At 66.5% G+C, this 18837-nt stretch carries 17 protein-coding genes; 14 read left to right on the forward strand and 3 right to left on the reverse strand.

Features of this window, described 5'->3' with window-relative positions; translation table 11 throughout:
- Window positions 1-3 precede the first annotated feature (3 nt).
- The 3 genes from ugpE to ugpB form a co-directional block, all read right to left on the reverse strand.
- The gene (gene ugpE, locus E5P2_RS06055) at window positions 4-852 is read right to left on the reverse strand and encodes a sn-glycerol-3-phosphate ABC transporter permease UgpE (RefSeq protein ID WP_162566247.1); all 849 of its coding nucleotides are present in this window, start codon (window positions 850-852) and stop codon (window positions 4-6) included.
- 33 nt (window positions 853-885) lie between these two features.
- Window positions 886-1767 carry a sn-glycerol-3-phosphate ABC transporter permease UgpA gene (gene ugpA / locus E5P2_RS06060; RefSeq protein WP_162566248.1) on the reverse strand — a complete coding sequence of 294 codons (882 nt, stop codon included), beginning with the start codon at window positions 1765-1767 and terminating at the stop codon, window positions 886-888.
- 100 nt (window positions 1768-1867) lie between these two features.
- Window positions 1868-3181, reverse strand: a complete 1314-nt coding sequence (gene ugpB, locus E5P2_RS06065; RefSeq protein WP_162566249.1) for a sn-glycerol-3-phosphate ABC transporter substrate-binding protein UgpB — start codon at window positions 3179-3181, stop codon at window positions 1868-1870.
- Between the two features lie 224 nt (window positions 3182-3405).
- On the opposite strand from ugpB, the gene serA reads away from it, so the two are divergent.
- The 14 genes from serA (at window position 3406) to E5P2_RS06135 (ending at window position 18808) form a co-directional block, all read left to right on the forward strand.
- Window positions 3406-4635 (forward strand): phosphoglycerate dehydrogenase, encoded by a 1230-nt coding sequence (gene serA, locus E5P2_RS06070; protein WP_162566250.1) that lies wholly within the window; start codon window positions 3406-3408, stop codon window positions 4633-4635.
- A gap of 84 nt (window positions 4636-4719) precedes the next feature.
- Window positions 4720-8607 carry a DUF3683 domain-containing protein gene (locus tag E5P2_RS06075; RefSeq protein WP_162566251.1) on the forward strand — a complete coding sequence of 1296 codons (3888 nt, stop codon included), beginning with the start codon at window positions 4720-4722 and terminating at the stop codon, window positions 8605-8607.
- Window positions 8608-8609: 2 nt separating this feature from the next.
- Window positions 8610-9050 carry an HIT family protein gene (locus tag E5P2_RS06080; RefSeq protein WP_443083546.1) on the forward strand — a complete coding sequence of 147 codons (441 nt, stop codon included), beginning with the start codon at window positions 8610-8612 and terminating at the stop codon, window positions 9048-9050.
- Window positions 9050-9463 (forward strand): gamma-butyrobetaine hydroxylase-like domain-containing protein, encoded by a 414-nt coding sequence (locus E5P2_RS06085; protein ID WP_162566253.1) that lies wholly within the window; start codon window positions 9050-9052, stop codon window positions 9461-9463. The genes E5P2_RS06080 and E5P2_RS06085 overlap by 1 nt, the downstream gene beginning before the upstream one ends.
- A 79-nt stretch (window positions 9464-9542) precedes the next feature.
- Window positions 9543-10274, forward strand: coding sequence for a bifunctional demethylmenaquinone methyltransferase/2-methoxy-6-polyprenyl-1,4-benzoquinol methylase UbiE (ubiE, locus tag E5P2_RS06090; RefSeq protein WP_162566254.1), 732 nt, complete (start codon window positions 9543-9545; stop codon window positions 10272-10274).
- 34 nt (window positions 10275-10308) lie between these two features.
- Window positions 10309-11361: a Tim44 domain-containing protein gene (locus tag E5P2_RS06095; RefSeq protein ID WP_162566255.1), complete on the forward strand. Its 1053-nt coding sequence runs from the start codon at window positions 10309-10311 to the stop codon at window positions 11359-11361.
- Between the two features lie 157 nt (window positions 11362-11518).
- The gene (locus tag E5P2_RS06100; protein WP_162566256.1) at window positions 11519-12073 is read left to right on the forward strand and encodes a ubiquinone biosynthesis accessory factor UbiJ; all 555 of its coding nucleotides are present in this window, start codon (window positions 11519-11521) and stop codon (window positions 12071-12073) included.
- Window positions 12070-13635 carry a ubiquinone biosynthesis regulatory protein kinase UbiB gene (gene ubiB, locus E5P2_RS06105; protein WP_162566257.1) on the forward strand — a complete coding sequence of 522 codons (1566 nt, stop codon included), beginning with the start codon at window positions 12070-12072 and terminating at the stop codon, window positions 13633-13635. The genes E5P2_RS06100 and ubiB overlap by 4 nt, the downstream gene beginning before the upstream one ends.
- A gap of 74 nt (window positions 13636-13709) precedes the next feature.
- The gene (locus E5P2_RS06110) at window positions 13710-14834 is read left to right on the forward strand and encodes a polyamine ABC transporter substrate-binding protein (protein ID WP_162566258.1); all 1125 of its coding nucleotides are present in this window, start codon (window positions 13710-13712) and stop codon (window positions 14832-14834) included.
- Between the two features lie 10 nt (window positions 14835-14844).
- Window positions 14845-15945 (forward strand): ABC transporter ATP-binding protein, encoded by a 1101-nt coding sequence (locus tag E5P2_RS06115; protein ID WP_162566259.1) that lies wholly within the window; start codon window positions 14845-14847, stop codon window positions 15943-15945.
- Entirely contained in the window at window positions 15845-16909 is a 1065-nt protein-coding gene (locus tag E5P2_RS06120) for an ABC transporter permease (protein WP_443083506.1), read from the forward strand. The genes E5P2_RS06115 and E5P2_RS06120 overlap by 101 nt, the downstream gene beginning before the upstream one ends.
- The gene (locus tag E5P2_RS06125) at window positions 16906-17757 is read left to right on the forward strand and encodes an ABC transporter permease subunit (RefSeq protein WP_162566261.1); all 852 of its coding nucleotides are present in this window, start codon (window positions 16906-16908) and stop codon (window positions 17755-17757) included. Before E5P2_RS06120 ends, E5P2_RS06125 begins: the two co-directional genes overlap by 4 nt.
- A gap of 52 nt (window positions 17758-17809) precedes the next feature.
- Window positions 17810-18178: an FmdB family zinc ribbon protein gene (locus E5P2_RS06130; protein ID WP_162566262.1), complete on the forward strand. Its 369-nt coding sequence runs from the start codon at window positions 17810-17812 to the stop codon at window positions 18176-18178.
- 9 nt (window positions 18179-18187) lie between these two features.
- Window positions 18188-18808, forward strand: coding sequence for a DUF502 domain-containing protein (locus E5P2_RS06135; RefSeq protein ID WP_162566263.1), 621 nt, complete (start codon window positions 18188-18190; stop codon window positions 18806-18808).
- Window positions 18809-18837 lie beyond the last annotated feature (29 nt).

Genomic DNA, 18837 nt, shown 5'->3' on the forward strand with positions numbered 1-18837 from the left:
CGATTATTTCTCTGTGTCCACGAGGCCCTTGACGAACCACTTCTGCATCAACACGACGACGATCGCGGGCGGCAGCATCGCCATGATCGCCGTCGCCATCACCACGTTCCAGTCGACCGCCGCCTCGCCGTTGCCGATCATCGACTTGATGCCGACCACGATCGGGTACATGTCCTCGCTGGTGGCGGCGATCAGCGGCCACAGGTACTGGTTCCAGCCGTAGATGAACTGGATCACGAACAGCGCCGCGATGCTGGTGATCGACAGCGGCAGCAGGATGTTGAAGAAGAAGCGCATCGGCCCCGCACCATCCACCCGCGCGGCCTCGACCAGCTCGTCGGGCACGGTCAGGAAGAACTGGCGGAACAGAAAGGTGGCCGTGGCAGATGCGATCAGCGGGACCGAGAGGCCGGCGTAGGTGTTGATCATCTTCAGGTCGGCGACCACCTGGTAGGTCGGGCCGATGCGCACTTCCACCGGCAGCATCAGCGTGATGAAGATCAGCCAGAAGCACAGGTTGCGGAACGGAAAGCGGAAATACACGATCGCGAAGGCCGACAGCAGCGAGATGAAGATCTTGCCGAAGGTGATGATGAAGGTGATGACGAAGCTGACCCAGATCATCCGCGCCACCGAGCCGCCGCCGCTGGTGCGGCCGCCGCCGGTCAGCGCTGCGTGGTAGCTGCCCCAGAAGTTGCCGCCTGGCCGCAGCGGCATCGGCACCTGGATGATCTCCTGCGCCGTGTGGGTGGACGCGATGAAGGCGAGGTAGATCGGAAAGGCGATCAGCAGCACGCCGACGATCATCACCGCATGCGCCAGGATGCTGAGGGCGGGGCGGCGCTCAACCATGCAGGCGCTCCGGCACGGGAATGGAAGAAGACATCAGTAGTGGACTTTCTTCTCGACGTAGCGGAACTGGATGACGGTCAGGCCGATGACGATGGCCATCAGCACCACGGACTGCGCGGCGGCGCTGCCGAAATCCATGCCCCGGAAACCGTCGAAATACACGCGGTAGACCAGGATGGCGGTTTCCTTGCCGGGGCCGCCCTGCGTCACGGCGTCGATGATCGCGAAGGTGTCGAAGAAGGCGTACACCATGTTGATCACGAACAGGAAGAAGGTGGTCGGCGACAGGAGCGGCAGCTGGATGCTCCAGAAGCGGCGCAGCGGGCGGGCGCCGTCGATGGCCGCGGCCTCGATCAGCGACTTGGGTATCGACTGCAGTCCCGCGAGGAAGAACAGGAAGTTGTAGGAGATCTGCTTCCAGATCGCGGCCATCACCACCAGTGCCATCGCATCGTTGGCATTCAGCAGATGGTTCCAGCTGATGCCCATCTGGTGCAGCCAGTACGCGACCACGCCCAGCGAGGACGAGAACATGAAGGTGAACAGCACGCCCGTGACCACCGGCGCCACGGCGTACGGCAGGATCAGGATGGTCTTGTAGAAGGTCGCGCCGCGCACGATGCGGTCGGCGAAGATGGCCAGCAGCAGCGCGATGGCCAGCCCGAGCACCGCCACCAGCACCGAGAAGATCAGCGTGGTCTTGAACGAGGCCACGTAGGTCTCGTCGGCGAACAGCGCCTTGAAGTTGTCCAGCCCGACCCAGGTGATCGACGAGCCGAACGCGTCCTGCTGCTGGACCGACTGGATCAACGCCTGCACCGCGGGCCAGAAGAAGAACACGCCGACGACGATCAACTGCGGTGCGATCAGCACCCAGGGCAGCCAGGAGGAGCGGAAGAGAACGCGTTTTTCCATGGGGGAACCGTTTCGGGCGGATATCGGGCTGCCGTGCGTCCGGCCCACCGGCACCGCACCCCGTGCGCGGGATGCGCGCCGGGTGCAAGGTGCCGTCCGATTATTTGTTCGCTGCCTGGAACTTGGCCAGCAGTTCGTTGCCGCGCTTCACGCCGCTGTCCAGCGCTTCCTTGGGCGTCTTCTTGCCGGACCAGATCTGTTCCGTTTCCTCGTCCAGGATGGCGCGGATCTGCGGGAAGTTGCCGAGGCGCACGCCGCGCGACTTGGCCGTGGTCTTGCGGATCATCTGGTTCACGGCGACGTCGGTGCCGGGGTTCTGCTTGTAGAAGCCCGACTTCTCCGTCAGCTCGAAGGCCGCGGTCGTGATCGGCAGGTAGCCGGTGCGCATGTGGCTGTCGGATTGCACTTTCGGATCCGACAGGTACTGGAAGAACTTCGCGACGCCCTTGTAGTGGTCGGCGTTCTTGCCGGTCATGACCCAGAGGCTGGCGCCGCCGACGATGGTGTTCTGCGGGGCACCCTTCACATCAGGGTAGTAGGGCAGGGCGGACTCGGCGAACTGGAACTTGGCGTCCTTCTTGATCGCGGCGTAGCTGCCCGACGAGCCGATGAACATCGCGCATTCACCCGAAGTGAAGGACGAGGTCGGCTTGCTGGCACGGCCTTGATAGACGAAGGTGCCTTCCTTGGACATCTTCGCCAGGTTCTCGAAATGGCGCACGTGCAGCGGCGAGTTGAATTCGAGCCGCGCATCCAGGCCGTCGAAGCCGTTGTTCTTGGTGGCATAGGACACGTTGTGCCAGGTCGAGAAGCTTTCGAGCTGCGCCCAGGTCATCCATGAAGTCGTGAACGGGCACTTGTTGCCCGCGGCCTTGAGCTTGGTCGCATCGGCGAAGACGTCCGGCCAGGTCACGGGCGCCTTCTCGGGATCGAGGCCGGCGGCCTTGAACGCATCCTTGTTGTAGTAGAAGACGGTGGTCGAGCTGTTGAACGGGAACGACATCATCTGGCCGTTCGGTGCCGTGTAGTAGCCGGCCACGGCGGGAATGTAGCTTTTGGGATCGAAGGGAACGCCGGCCTCCTTCATGAGCTCGGCGACGGGCTTGACCACGCCCTTGGAGTACATCATCGTGGCCGTGCCGACCTCGTAGACCTGCAGGATGTCCGGCGCGTTGCCGGCGCGGAAGGCGGCGATGCCGGCGGCCAGCGACTGGTCGTACTCGCCCTTGTACGTGGGAACGACCTTGTATTCCTTCTGGCTCTCGTTGAACCCTTTGGCCAGATCGTTGACCCAGTCGTTGAGCCCGCCGTCCATCGAATGCCACCACTGGATCTCGGTCTGGGCCTGGGCCGGAATGGCCAGCGTGCCGAACAGGGCCACGGCCGAGGCCAGGGCGAGCGTTTTGAATCGCATGAAGACTCCTCAGGGGAAAAGAAAGCGTGAATGCTAGGTCGCACGTATGACACGGCGGCGTCACATTTGTGCATTCTTGGCTTCGGTCGAAGAAGGCTCCAACGGGGGAAACCCTTTTTGTGGGCATCGCCCCACGACCTGCTTGCTGCGTTGCACCATGCTAGCATCGCGCTCCTTTTTTCGGCCTCTGCTCCATGCGTCCGGGCGGGGCTTGCAGGACGCGTATGAGCAAGACTTCTCTCGACAAAAGCAAGATCAGGTTCCTTCTGCTCGAAGGCATTCATCCCTCGGCGGTCGAGGTGCTGAAGGACGCGGGCTACACCCACGTCGAGACCGTGTCGGGCGCGTTGCCCGATGCCGAGCTCAAGGCGCGCATCGCCGACGTGCACTTCATCGGCATCCGCTCGCGCACGCAATTGACCGCCGAGGTGTTCGCCGCCGCGCACAAGCTGGTGGCGGTGGGGTGCTTCTGCATCGGCACCAACCAGGTCGATCTCGATGCGGCGCGCGAGCACGGCGTGGCCGTCTTCAACGCACCCTATTCGAATACGCGGTCCGTGGCCGAGCTGGTGCTGGCCGAGGCGATCCTGCTCCTGCGCGGCGTGCCCGAGAAGAGTGCCGTCGCGCACCGCGGCGGCTGGCTCAAGTCGGCCGACAACGCCTTTGAGATCCGCGGCAAGACGCTCGGCATCGTCGGCTACGGCTCCATCGGCGCGCAGCTGTCGGTGCTGGCCGAGGCGCTCGGCATGCACGTCGCCTTCTTCGACGTCGTGGCCAAGCTGCCGCTGGGCAATGCGCGCCAGGTGCGCCTGCTGCCCGACCTGCTCGCGCAGAGCGACATCGTGAGCCTGCACGTGCCCGAGACCCAGGCCACGCAGTGGATGATCGGCGCGCCCGAGATCGCGGCGATGAAGCCCGGCGCCATCCTGATCAACGCATCGCGCGGCACCGTGGTCGAGATCGAGCCGCTGGCCGAGGCGCTGAAGCAGAAGAAGCTGCTGGGCGCCGCGATCGACGTCTTCCCGACCGAGCCGCGCAGCAACAAGGACGAGTTCCAGTCGCCGCTGCGCGGACTCGACAACGTGATCCTCACGCCGCACATCGGCGGCTCGACCATGGAGGCGCAGGCCAACATCGGGCTCGAGGTAGCCGAGAAGCTGGTGAAGTACAGCGACAACGGCACCTCGACCTCGTCGGTGAATTTCCCCGAGGTCGCATTGCCCTCCCATCCGGGCAAGCACCGCATCCTGCACGTTCATCGCAACGTGCCGGGCGTGCTGTCGGAGATCAACCGGATCTTCTCGGACAACCACATCAACATCGCCTCGCAGTTCCTGCAGACCAACGAGAAGGTGGGCTATGTGGTGACGGACATCGATGCGGCGTCGTCCGACATCGCGCTCGAAAAGCTGGCCCAGGTTCCAGGGACCATCCGCAGTCGGGTCTTGTTCTAGGCAGCGTCGCCATCAGGCAGTGGTGACTTAAAATCCCATCCCCTGGTTCATGGGCGCGCAGCGCCCGACCGAGGCCACTCCCCGATGAATGCACCGACCGCGTTGACGGCGTTGTTGTCGCAGGCCGCAGAGCCCGCGCGATTGCGTGAGATCCCCTACAACTACACCAGCTTCTCCGATCGCGAGATCGTGATCCGCCTGCTCGGCGAACGCGGCTGGGAACTGCTGCAGACCTTGCGCGCGGAGCGCCGCACCGGCCGCTCGGCGCGCATGCTCTACGAGGTGCTGGGCGACATCTGGGTGGTGCAGCGCAATCCCTACCTGGTCGACGACCTGCTCGACAACCCGCGCCGCCGCGGCCAGCTGGTCGATGCGCTCAACCACCGGCTGGGCGAGGTGCAGAAGCGCCGCACGCCCGACAGCGACGCGCAGCGCGACCTGCTGGTCGGCGAGCTGACCACGCGGGTGTCGCAGGCCGTGCTGGCCTTCGACACCATGTTCCGCGACGTCGCAGCGCTGCGGCGCAAGACCACGCGCCAGCTGCGCCGCGTCACGGCCAAGGACAACATCAAGTTCGACGGCCTGTCGCGCGTCTCGCACGTGACGGATGCGACCGACTGGCGCGTCGAATACCCCTTCGTCGTGCTCACGCCCGACACCGAGGCCGAGATGGCCGGGCTGGTCAAGGGCTGCATCGAGCTCGGCCTGACCATCATTCCGCGCGGCGGCGGCACCGGCTACACCGGCGGCGCGATCCCGCTGACCTGGAACAGCGCGGTCATCAACACCGAGAAGCTCGAGGCGATGACCGAGGTCGAGACGATGTCGCTGCCCGGTCTGGATGCGCCGGTGCCCACGATCTGGACGGAAGCCGGCGTGGTCACCCAGCGCGTGGCCGACGCGGCCGAGCGCGCGGGCTTCGTGTTCGCGGTCGACCCGACCTCGGCCGAAGCCTCGTGTGTCGGCGGCAACGTCGCGATGAACGCCGGCGGCAAGAAGGCCGTGCTGTGGGGCACGGCGCTCGACAACCTGGCCTCGTGGCGCATGGTCACGCCGCAGGCCGAATGGCTCGAAGTCACGCGCATCGGCCACAACCTCGGCAAGATCCACGATGCCGAAAGCGCGGTCTTCGAGCTGCAGTATTTCGCCGCCGACGGCCGCACGCGGCTGCGCAGCGAACGCCTCGAGATCCCGGGGCGTACCTTTCGCAAGGAGGGCCTCGGCAAGGACGTCACCGACAAGTTCCTCTCCGGCCTGCCCGGCATCCAGAAGGAAGGCTGCGACGGCCTGATCACCAGCGCGCGCTGGGTGGTGCACCGCATGCCGGCGCACACGCGCACGGTCTGCCTCGAGTTCTTCGGCAATGCGAAGGATGCGGTGCCAAGCATCGTCGAGATCAAGGACTTCATGTTCGCCGAACAGAAACGTTCGGGCGTGTTGCTTGCGGGCCTCGAACATCTCGATGACCGCTATCTGAAAGCCGTCGGCTACGCGACCAAGTCGAAGAAGCACGGCGGCCTGCCGAAGATGGTGCTGTTCGGCGACATCGCGGGCGACGATGCCGACGCGGTGGCGCGCGTGACCTCGGAGGTCGTGCGCATCGCCAACTCGCGCAGCGGCGAAGGCTTCATCGCGATCAGCGCCGACGCGCGCAAGAAGTTCTGGCTCGACCGCAAGCGAACGGCCGCGATCAGCAAGCACACCAACGCCTTCAAGATCAACGAGGACGTGGTGATCCCACTGCCGCGCATGGCCGAATATTCCGACGGCATCGAGCGCATCAACATCGAGCTCTCGCTGGCCAACAAGCTCGCGCTCGCCGACGCGCTCGAAGCCTTCTTCGCGCGCGGCAACCTGCCGCTGGGCAAGAGCGACGATGCGCACGACATTCCCTCGGCCGAGCTGCTGGAGGACCGCGTCGCGCAGGCGATCGCGCTGGTGCGCGAAATGCGCACGCTCTGGGGCGGCTGGCTCGACCAGGTCGAGCCGCTGTTTGCGCAGCTGCAGGACCATTCGCTGCGCGCGAGCTGGAAGACGCAGATCCGCGCGCCGCTTTCGGCCATCTTCAGCGGTGCCGAGTTCGCGCCGATCCTGGCCGAGTGCAATGCGATCCACCAGCGCGTGCTCAAGGGCCGCGTCTGGATCGCGCTGCACATGCACGCAGGCGACGGCAACGTGCACACCAACATCCCGGTCAACAGCGACAACTACGAGATGCTGCAGACCGCGCACGCGGCGGTCGCGCGCATCATGGTGCTGGCGCGCAGCCTCGACGGCGTGATCTCGGGCGAGCACGGCATCGGCATCACCAAGCTCGAATTCCTGAGCGACGAGGAACTGCAGCCCTTCACCGACTACAAGCAGCGCGTCGATCCCGAAGGCCGCTTCAACAAGGGCAAGCTGCTGCGCGGCTCGGAACATGCTTCGCGGGACGGGCGCTCGCTGCACGCCGATCTCACCAACGCCTACACGCCGAGCTTCGGGCTGATGGGCCACGAGTCGATCATCATGCAGCAGAGCGACATCGGCGCCATCGCCGACAGCGTCAAGGACTGCCTGCGCTGCGGCAAGTGCAAGCCGGTGTGCGCGACGCATGTGCCGCGCGCCAACCTGCTCTATTCGCCGCGCAACAAGATCCTCGCGACCTCGCTGCTGGTGGAGGCTTTTCTGTACGAAGAGCAGACCCGGCGCGGCATCAGCATCCGGCACTGGGAGGAGTTCGAGGACGTGGCCGACCACTGCACCGTGTGCCACAAGTGCCTGTCGCCTTGCCCGGTCGACATCGACTTCGGCGACGTCTCGATGAACATGCGCAACCTGCTGCGCAAGATGGGTCAGAAGTCCTTCCGGCCCGGCAATGCGGCAGCGATGTTCTTCCTGAACGCGACCCACCCGCAGACCATCAAGGCCATGCGCGTCGGCATGGTCGGCATCGGCTTCAAGGCGCAGCGCCTGGCCAACGACCTGCTGCGCGGCCTTGCGAAGAAGCAGACCGCGGCGCCGCCGGCCACGCTCGGGCCGGCGCCGGTCAAGGAACAGGTGATTCACTTCATCAACAAGAAGATGCCCGGCGGATTGCCCAAGCAGACGGCGCGCGCGCTGCTCGACATCGAGGATGCCGACTACGTGCCGATCATCCGCAACCCGCGGGCGACCACGCCCGAGACCGAGGCGGTGTTCTACTTTCCCGGCTGCGGATCGGAGCGGCTCTTCTCGCAGGTCGGGCTGGCGACGCAGGCGATGCTCTGGCATGCCGGCGTGCAGACGGTGCTGCCGCCGGGTTATCTGTGCTGCGGCTACCCGCAGCGCGGCAGCGGCCAGTTCGACAAGGCCGAGAAGATGATCACCGACAACCGGGTGCTCTTCCACCGCGTCGCCAACACGCTCAACTACCTGGACATCAAGACCGTCGTGGTGAGCTGCGGCACCTGCTACGACCAACTGCAGGGTTACCAGTTCGACAAGATCTTCCCGGGCTGCCGGATCATCGACATCCACGAGTATTTGCTCGAGAAGGGCATCACGCTCGGCGACATGGGCGGCGGTGGCTATCTCTATCACGATCCCTGCCACACGCCGATGAAGCTGCAGGACCCGATGAAGACCGTCAAGGCGCTGGTCGGCGACAACGTGCTGAAGAACGACCGCTGCTGCGGCGAATCGGGCACGCTCGGCGTGACGCGTCCCGACATCTCGACGCAGATCCGCTTCCGCAAGGAGGAGGAACTGCGCAAGGGCGAAGCCGCCTTGCGCGACGGCGGCCAGCTCGCGCCGACGGACAACGTCAAGATCCTCACCAGCTGCCCGAGCTGCCTGCAGGGCCTGAGCCGCTACGGCAACGACCTGAGCAACGGCCTGCTCGAAGCCGACTACATCGTGGTCGAGATGGCGCGCAAGATCCTCGGCGAGGACTGGATGCCCGAGTACGTCGCTGCGGCCAACCAGGGCGGGATCGAAAGGGTGCTGGTATGAGCATGGTGCGCGTGATCGGCTGTCCGCTGTGCGACGGGACCGGTGGCCGGCTGATCTTCGATGCGCCGAAGTTCCGTGTGATCCACGTGGTCGAGGACGGCTTTCCGGCCTTCTACCGCGTGGTATGGAAGGCCCATGTGGCCGAGTGGTCCGCCCTGGACGCAGAGGACCGCGCGCTGTGCATGGAGGCGGTGGCGATCGTCGAGCAAAGCCAGCGCGATGCGCTCGCGCCGACCAAGATGAACCTCGCCGCGCTCGGCAACATGACACCGCATCTGCATTGGCACGTGATCGCGCGCTTCGATTGGGATCCGCGCTTCCCGGGCTCGGTCTGGGCCGAAGTGCAGCGCGAACGCGACCCCGTGCGCGAAGCGGCCGTCGAGGCCCGGCTGCCGGCCCTGGAAAGCGAGATGGTCCGCCGCCTGGCGGCAAGGAGTTTCTGATGGCAGGTTTGCAAGCGGGCGCACCGACGCCCCAATCGATCACCGTGCACAACAAGTCGCGCGTGCTGGAAGTCGGCTTTTCCGACGGCGCGAGCTTTCGCATCCCCTTCGAGCTGATGCGCATCTATTCGCCCTCGGCCGAAGTCCAGGGCCACGGCCCGGGCCAGGAAGTGCTGCAGACCGGCAAGCGCAACGTCGGCCTGCTGGCGCTGGAGCCGGTCGGCAACTACGCCGTGCAGCCGAGCTTCAGCGACGGCCACGACACCGGCATCTTCTCGTGGGATCTGCTGTACGAACTCGGCGCGAAGCAGGACGAGCTGTGGGCCGCCTACGAGCGCCGGCTCGCGGCCGCCGGCGTCGACCGCGATGCGCCGATGCCCGACAAGGGCGGCCACGCCTGCGGCAGCCACTGAGCGCCGAACGCAAGGAATGACCGGTGTCCCCGCGGGGTCGTCGGTCGAATATGAACGCTTCCGGCCTAACATCGGAAGCATGAGTTCCACCCATTTCGGTTTCGAGTCGGTCGAAGAGAGCGACAAGGCGCGGCGCGTTCGCGGTGTTTTCGATTCGGTCGCGACGCGCTACGACCTCATGAACGACCTGATGTCGATGGGGCTGCACCGCGCCTGGAAGGCCTACACGGTCATGGTCGCCAACGTGGGCGAGGGCTCGAAGGTGCTCGACATCGCGGGCGGCACCGGCGATCTGGCGCTTGCCTTCGCGAAGAAGGTCGGCGCCAGCGGCGAGGTGGTCCACACCGACATCAACGAGGCCATGCTGCGCACCGGCCGCGACCGGCTGCTCGACGCCGGCGTGTCCCTGCCCACGCTGGTGTGCGATGCCGAGAAGCTGCCCTTCGCGAACGAGCGCTTCGATGTCGTGACGGTCGCCTTCGGTCTGCGCAACATGACCCACAAGGACATGGCGCTCAAGGAAATGAACCGCGTGCTCAAGCCGCGCGGCAAGCTGCTGGTGCTCGAATTCTCGAAGGTCGCCAAGCCGCTGCAGAAGGTCTACGACTGGTATTCGTTCAACGTGCTGCCGCGCCTGGGCAAGGCGGTCGCGGGCGACGATGCCAGCTACCGCTACCTGGCCGAATCGATCCGCATGCATCCTGCACAGGAGGAGCTCAAGACCCTCATGAAGGAGGGCGGTTTCGGCCATGTGGACTATCACAACATGACCGGCGGCGTCGTCGCCCTGCATGTTGGAATCAAGTGTTGATATGGAAGTCGCTGGTCATACAAGAGGAGACGTCATGAAGAATCTCGGTTCCGTGTTGCTGGTGTGCGCATTGGCTGTCGTGAGCATCGATGCCGATGCGGCCCGCATGGGCGGAGGCCGATCCTTCGGCAGGCAGTCCGGCAACGTGACGCAGCGCCAGGCGACGCCGCCCGCGCCGGCCGTGGCGCCCGGCGCGCCCGCCCAGAACGCGACGAACAACGCTGCGGCCGCGAAGCCCGCGCCTGCTGCACCCGCACCCGCCGCGGCGCCCAAGCGCCCCTGGGCCGGCATCCTCGGTGGCGTCGCCGCGGGGCTCGGCCTCGCGTGGCTCGCGCATTCGCTCGGACTCGGTGCCGGCTTCGGCAACATCCTGCTGATCGCCTTGCTCGCGCTGGTGGCCATGGCGCTCTGGCGCATGTTCGCCGCGCGCTCGCGACCGAACGGCGCGGCCGGCAACACGCCCTTCGCCTTCCAGGGCGCCGGCAATCCGGCCAACGCGACCGCGCCTGCGCAGTACAGCCCCCACAACGTGGGCAACGATGCGTCGGCCCGGCCCTGGGAGCGCAACACCGCGGTCTTCGACAACAGCCCGGGGCTGCTGACCGACACCAGCGATCGCAGCGGTTCGTCGATGGCCGGTGCTGCCGCGGCGGGCGGCAGCCTGATCGGCTCCGCGCTCGCGGGATCGCAATCGTGGGGCATCCCCGCGGGCTTCGATGCCGACGGCTTCCTCGCCGCCGCCAAGCGCAACTTCGTGACGCTGCAGGACGCCTGGGACCGCGCCGACATCGACATGCTGCGCTCGATGATGACGGACGGCATGGTCGGCGAGATCCGCCAGCAGCTGGCCGAACGCGAGACCCACACCGGCGGCCAGCCGAACAAGACCGAGGTCGTCATGCTCGACGCCCAGCTGCTCGGCATCGAGGAGCTGCCCGACGCCTACATGGCGAGCGTCGAGTTCTCCGGCATGATCCGCGAGGATCTGTCCTCCGGTCCGAGCCCGTTCCGCGAGGTCTGGAACATGACCAAGCCGACGAGTGGCGGCAGCGGCTGGCTGGTCGCGGGCGTTCAGGCATTGCAGTAGGACCACCCCCCAGGCTTGCCCACTTCGCGTGGCCGCCCACCCTCTTGCAGGGGGCGCAGCCGGCGGACCGGCGAAGTCGGATCCACGGCAGCCCACGACGGGGCGCGCTGCGCGCTGCCGGCTGCAAGGGGCCGGAGGCGCGCGTGATAATCGGGCCATGGCCACTCCATCGTCTCCCTTCGCCTTCATCGACGATCTCTTCAACCGCGTCGGCAGCCGCCTGCAGCCACCAGCCTGGGCGGTCCATGAGATCCAGCATCGCGCGGTGCTGTTCCTCAATCACGTGCTGCAGCAGGAGCCCGAAGCCCAGCAGCGACTCACGCGGCAGCAAGGCCGTGTGGTGAAGTTCGAATGGCGTTTCGTGACGATGCAGCTCGTGGCCACGCCGGCCGGGCTGCTCGACCTGGCGCCCGAGGGCGCCGTTTCCGAACTCACGCTGACCGTGACCGAGGAGTCCCCTTTCGGCCTGGCACGCGCCGCATTCCGCGGCGAGAAGCCGGCGGTGCGCATCGAGGGCGATGTGCAGCTCGCGGCCGAAGTCAACTGGCTGGTCGACCACGTGCGCTGGGATGTCGAGGACGATCTCGCGCGCGCCATCGGCGACGTGCCGGCACACACGCTGGCCACCGGCGCGCGACGCGTGGCGGGCGCGCTGCGGCAGTTCGTCGGCGAGCGCAGCGGACGGGCCGGCGGCACCGCAGGCGCCGAATGAGGCGCGTCTTCCGCGGCGCCGTCATCGTCTGGGTCGCGCTGCGCTACGGCCTCGACGAACTGGTCCTCACGAGCTTCCAGAAGCCGTGGCTGCGCGTGGTGGCGCGGATCGTTTCGGTCGGCCGCAACCTCGACGCGCCGCGCGGCCAGCGCCTGCGCGAGGCGCTGGAGCGGCTGGGGCCGATCTTCGTCAAGTTCGGCCAGGTGCTGTCGACCCGGCGCGATCTGCTGCCGCCCGACATCGCCGACGAACTGGCCTGGCTGCAGGACCGGGTGCCGCCCTTCGACTCGAAGATCGCGATCGCGACCATCGAGCGCGCCTTCCGCCGGCCGGTCGGCGACATCTTCGTGCAGTTCGACGAGACGCCCGTGGCCAGTGCGTCGATCGCCCAGGTGCACTTCGCGACCGTGCGAACGAGCGATGGCACGGTGCGCGAAGCGGCCGTGAAGGTGCTGCGGCCGGGCATGCGCGAGGTGATCGAGAAGGACCTCGAGCTGATGGCCATGATGGCCGGCTGGGTCGAAGGCCTCTCGGCCGACGGCAAGCGGCTGAAGCCGCGCGAAGTGGTGGCCGAGTTCGACAAGTACCTGCACGACGAGCTCGATCTCGTGCGCGAGGCCGCCAATGCCGCGCAGCTGCGCCGCAACATGACCCAGCTCGAGCTGGTGCTTATCCCGGAGATGTTCTGGGATTTCTGCCATCCGGAAGTGATCGTGATGGAGCGCATGAAGGGCGTGCCGATCGCGCAGCTCGACCGCCTGCGCGCGGCCGGCGTCGACATCCCGAAGCTGGCGCGCGACGGCGTCACGATCTTCTTCACGCAGGTGTTCCGCGACGGCTTCTTCCATGCCGACATGCATCCCGGCAACATCCAGGTGAGCCTGGATCCGCAGACCTTCGGGCGCTACATCTCGCTCGACTTCGGGATCATCGGCACGCTGACCGAGTCGGACAAGGAGTACCTGGCGCAGAACTTCGTGGCCTTCTTCCGGCGCGACTACAAGCGCGTCGCCGAGCTGCATCTCGAGAGCGGCTGGGTGCCAGAGGGCACGCGCATCGACGAGCTCGAGGGGGCGATCCGAACGGTGTGCGAGCCTTACTTCGACCGCCCGCTCAAGGAGATCTCGCTCGGCATGGTGCTGATGCGGCTGTTCCAGACCTCGCGCCGCTTCCACGTCGAGATCCAGCCGCAGCTGGTGCTGCTGCAGAAGACGCTGCTCAACATCGAAGGGCTCGGGCGCCAGATCGATCCCGAGCTCGACCTCTGGCACACGGCCAAGCCTTTCCTCGAGAAGTGGATGACCGACCAGATCGGCCCGCACAAGCTGTTCGAGCAACTGCGCGCCGAGGCGCCGCGCTACGCGAAGCTGCTGCCGCAGCTGCCGCGCCTCCTGCACGATTTCCTGGAAAATCGCCCCGCCGACCACCGCCGGGAGCTGCTGGAGCTGCTGGCTGCGCAGAAGCGGACCAACCGCCTGCTGCAGACCATCATCTACTGCGGCGTCGGCTTCGTCCTGGGGTTGTTGGCGATGCAATTGCTGGTGCGCGTGCGCTTGTTCTAGAAGGCCTGAACTTTGCGTGCGCGGCCGTGTCTGTCGCTCGCTTCGTTGCTCAATTCTTTCCGGAGGTTCGTTCCATGAAATCGATGTCGCTGCGCCCCGCGCGGATCCTGTGGGCTCTGGCCATGGGCGCTGCCGTGCTGGGCGCTCCCGTCCATGCGGAAGAGGAGAAGGTCCTCAACATCTACAACTGGGGCGACTACATCGCCGACGACACGGTCGCGAACTTCGAGAAGGAAACCGGCATCAAGGTCCGCTACGACCTGTTCGACAGCAACGAGGCGCTGCATGCCAAGCTGGTGGCCGGCATGAGCGGCTACGACATCGTCGTGCCGGGCTCCCACTTCGCCAAGATGCAGATCCAGGCCGGCCTGCTGCAGAAGCTGGACAAGTCGAAGATCCCGAATCTCGCCAATCTCGACCCCGCGATCCAGGCCCAGTTGGCCAAGATGGATCCCGGCAACGACTACATCGTCGACTGGCTCTGGGGCTACACGACGGTGGGCATCAACGCCGACAAGGTGAAGAAGGCGCTGGGCGGCATGCCGATGCCGGACAACGCCTGGGACCTGGTGTTCAAGCCCGAGTACGCATCGAAGCTCAAGGGCTGCGGCGTGTCCTTCCTCGACACCGCGTCGGAGATCTTGCCGATCGCGCTCAAGTACATCGGCAAGGATCCGCGCAGCAAGGACCCGGCCGACTACAAGGCCGCGGGCGACATGCTGAAGGCCGTGCGGCCCGACGTGACGCGCTTCTCCGGCTCCGGCTCCGACTACATCGACCAGATGGCCAAGGGCCAGCTGTGCGCGGTGATCGGCTGGTCGGGCGACATCATGATCGCCAAGGACAAGTCGACCAAGGCGAAGAATCCGCAGAACCTCGAGGTGCTGCTGCCCAAGATGGGCGGCCTGCTGTTCTTCGACACGATGGCGATCCCCAAGGACGCCAAGCATCCGGAGAACGCGTACAAGTGGATCAACTACATCCTGCGCCCGGAGGTGCATGCATCGCTCACCAACAAGGTGTTCTACGCCAACCCCAACAAGGCGGCGATGAAGTTCGTCAACCCGGTGCTGGCCAAGGACAAGGCCGTGTTCCCCGACGCGGCCGCGCTCGCGACGATGATCCCGCCCGACACGCCGGACCAGGCCACGCTGCGGCTGGTGACGCGCACCTTCACCAACTTCAAGGCCAATCGCTGACAGGGTGCGTATGAATGCTTCCGGGGCGCCAGGCGCCTTCCTGCGCATCGAGGCCGTCACCAAGGACTTCGGCGATTTCCGCGCGGTGGACCAGGTCAGCCTGGACGTCGCGCGCGGCGAGATCTTCGCGCTGCTCGGCTCCTCGGGCTGCGGCAAGAGCACGCTGCTGCGGATCCTCGCCGGCTTCGAGGCGCCGTCGTCGGGACGGGTGGTGCTCGACGGCGTCGATCTCGCGGGCCGGCCGCCCTACGAGCGGCCGGTCAACATGATGTTCCAGTCGTACGCGCTGTTTCCGCACCTGACGGTCCGGGACAACATCGCCTTCGGCCTGCGTCGCGACAAGCTGCCGAAGGCCGAGATCGCGGCCCGCGTCGACGAGATGCTGCGCCTGGTGCAGCTCACGGCGCTGGCCGGGCGCAAGCCGCATCAGCTCTCGGGCGGCCAGCAGCAGCGCGTGGCGCTGGCGCGCAGCCTGGCCAAGCGGCCGCAATTGCTGCTGCTCGACGAGCCGCTCGGCGCGCTCGACAAGAAGCTGCGCGAGGCGACGCAGATCGAACTGGTCAACATCATCCGGCAGGTCGGCGTGACCTGCGTGCTGGTGACCCACGACCAGGAGGAGGCCATGACCATGGCCTCGCGCATGGCGGTGATGAGCGAAGGCCGCTTCCTGCAGGTCGGCAGTCCGGCCGACGTCTACGAGACGCCTGCGACGCGCTTCGTCGCCGACTTCATCGGCAACGTCAACCTGATGGATGGCGTGATCGAGACCGACGAGGCCGATCACGTCGACATCCGCTGCGCCGACGTGCTGCACCGCGTCGGCCACGGGATCACCGGCTACCAGGGGCAGACCGTCACCGTCGCGGTGCGGCCCGAGAAGATCCACCTTTGCGCAAGCGAGCCCGAGGACGATCACAACAAGGCCCGCGGCGTGGTCCGGGCCTCGTCGTATTTCGGGGTCTACACGGTCTACCACCTCGAACTGGCCAGCGGTGCCGCGCTCAAGGTCAATGTCGAGAACGAAACCCGGCACCGCGAGGGCGTCCCCGTCGAAGGCGACGCCGTCTGGGCCCATTGGCTGCCGACCTCGCAGGTCGTGCTCACGCAGTAGGACGGGCGGCATGGACAGGTCCGATGCCCTCGGGCGTTCCGCGCAGGCTGACGGCAAGCCCGCCTTCGTGCGGGGCCGCAGCCTCGTGATCGGTGCGCCCATGTTGTGGCTGCTGGTTTTTTTCCTGCTGCCCTTCCTGATCGTGCTGCGCATCAGCTTCGCGGAAATGGACGGCGCCCGGGTGAGCGACCTGCTCAGCTTCGCGAACCAGCAGTTCTCGCTGACGCTGAAGCTGCAGAATTACGCGACGCTGCTGCAGGACGACCTCTACGTGGCGACCTACGGGCATTCGCTGCTCTACGCGGGTGTCACGACGGTGATCTGCCTGCTGATCGGCTACCCCTTCGCCTACTTCATGGCGCGTGCTTCGGCGGCCCTGCAGCCGCTGCTGCTGATGGGCGTGATGCTGCCCTTCTGGACCAGCTTCCTGCTGCGCGTCTACGCGTGGAAAGGCTTGCTGGACGCCGACACCGGCTGGGTCGGCCGTTTCCTTGCGCACATCCATGCCGACAGCCTGCTGCTGCCGCTGGGCCTGATCTCCTCGCCTGGCCAGTTCATGTACAGCCCCTTCTCGCTCGTGCTGGGCATGGTCTACACCTACCTGCCCTTCATGGTGCTGCCGCTCTACGGCACCCTGTCCAAGATGGACCTGCAATTGCTGGAGGCCGCGCAGGACCTGGGCGCGACGGCCTGGCAGGCCTTCTGGCGCGTGACCGTGCCGCTGTCGCGCAGCGGGATCGTTGCCGGCGCGATGCTGGTCTTCATTCCCTGCGTCGGCGAGTACGTCATTCCCGAATTGCTGGGCGGCCCCGAGACGCTGATGATCGGCCGCGTGCTGTGGGACGAGTTCTTCTCCAACAACGACTGGCCGATGGCGTCCAGCGTGGCAGTGGTCATGGTGCTGCTGATCATCGTGCCGCTGGCGCTCTTCAACAACGCCCAGGCCAGGGCGGCGCGCGGATGATCGCGACACCCGCCGCGCGCTGGACCGGCCGCATCTGGCTGCTGCTGGGCTTCGCGTTCCTCTACCTGCCGATCGTCGCGCTGATCGTCTTCAGCTTCACCGATTCGCCGGTGCCCAACGTGTGGGCGGGCTTCAGCCTGCGCTGGTACCACAAGCTGGCCGGCGACGAGGAGATTCGCGACGGCCTGTTCCTCTCGCTGCGCATCGCCGCCGCCACCGCGACCGGCGCCATCGTGCTGGGCACGCTGGCAGCCTTCACGCTGGAGCGCTTTCCGCGCTTCCGGGGCCGCACCATGTTCTCGGGCATGGTCAGTGCGCCGCTCGTGATGCCCGAGGTCATCGTCGGCCTGTCGTTGCTGCTGATGCTGGTCTCGGTCCAGCGCACCTTCGGCTTTCCCGAGCGCGGCCTGGTCACGATCTGGTTCGGCCACCTGCTGGTGGGCATGGCCTATGCCACGGTGGTGATCAGTGCCCGGCTGCGCGACCTCAATCCGCAGTTCGAGGAGGCGGCCCAGGATCTGGGCGCGCGCCCGCTGCAGGTGTTCTGGCTCGTGACCCTGCCGATGATCGCCGAGTCGCTGATGGCGGCCTGGCTCCTGACCTTCACGCTGTCGCTCGACGACGTGGTGATGTCCGCCTTCCTCTCGGGGCCGGGCTCGACGACGCTGCCGCTGGTGATCTTCTCGCGCGCCCGCCTGGGGCTGGACCCGACGGTCAATGCGCTGGCCACCGTCGTGATCGCGCTGGTGGCGGTGTTCGTCGTCGTGTCGAGCTACCTGCTCGCCGCCCGGGAGCGCCGCCGTTACAAGGAAGGGCGGGCCGCGGTCCGGGGGGCTGCGCGCTTATAATCGAGGGCTTTGCGAGCGGCCGCCGGCTGCTCCATACCCACCCCCCGAATCCATGCCCATTTACGCCTACAAGTGCGGCGCCTGCGGCTTTGCCAAGGACGCGCTGCAGAAATTGTCCGACGCGCCGCTCACGGAATGCCCGTCTTGCGGCGCGAGCGCGTTCAGCAAACAGCTCACGGCCGCCGGCTTCCAGCTCAAGGGCTCCGGCTGGTACGTGACCGACTTTCGCGACGGCGGCGGGAAGAAGGGCGGCGAGAAGAACGGCGGCGAGAAGAACGGCGACAAGGGCGCCGAACCCGCAGCCGCACCGGCTGCACCGGCCGACGGCACCGCTGCCAAGCCCGCGGAAACCGCGGCGAAGTCACCTGCACCGGCCCCCGCGCCTGCGCCTGCCGCCGCGCCCGCGGCCAAGAGCGACTGAGTCTGCGCCATGCTCGCCCTGCGCAAATGGCTGCTTTCCGGCTTGCTGGTCATCGTGCCGCTGGTCATCACGCTGGGCGTGCTGAACTGGATCATCGGCACGCTCGACCAGACGCTGTGGCTGCTGCCCGAGGCGTGGCAGCAGTGGCTCAACGACCACAGGGTGCGCGGCCTCGGTGTGCTGCTCACGCTGGCGATCCTGCTGGCGGTCGGCGCGATCGCCAGCAATTTCGTCGGCAAGCGGCTGCTCGGCTGGGGTGATGCGGTGGTGCGGCGCATTCCCGTCGTGCGCTCGATCTATTCCAGCGTCAAACAGGTGTCGGACACGCTGTTCTCCGAGAACGGCAATGCCTTCCGCACCGCCGTGCTGATCCAGTGGCCGCGCGAGAGCGTGTGGACCATCGCCTTCGTGACCGGCACCCCCGGCAGGGACGTGGTCGATCACCTGGGCGGCGGCGACTATCTCGGCGTCTACGTGCCGACCACGCCCAATCCCACGGGCGGCTACTTCGTGATGCTCAAGCGCAGCGACTGCATCGAACTCAAGATGAGCGTGGATGAAGCGCTCAAGTACATCGTCTCGATGGGGGTGGTCGTTCCCGGCGGCCCCGCCACCATCGCACTCAAGTAAAGCAACGCGCCGCTCCGGCGCCGGAATCC

The sequence above is a fragment of the Variovorax sp. SRS16 genome (assembly GCF_901827165.1).
Taxonomy (GTDB): Bacteria; Pseudomonadota; Gammaproteobacteria; order Burkholderiales; family Burkholderiaceae_C; genus Variovorax.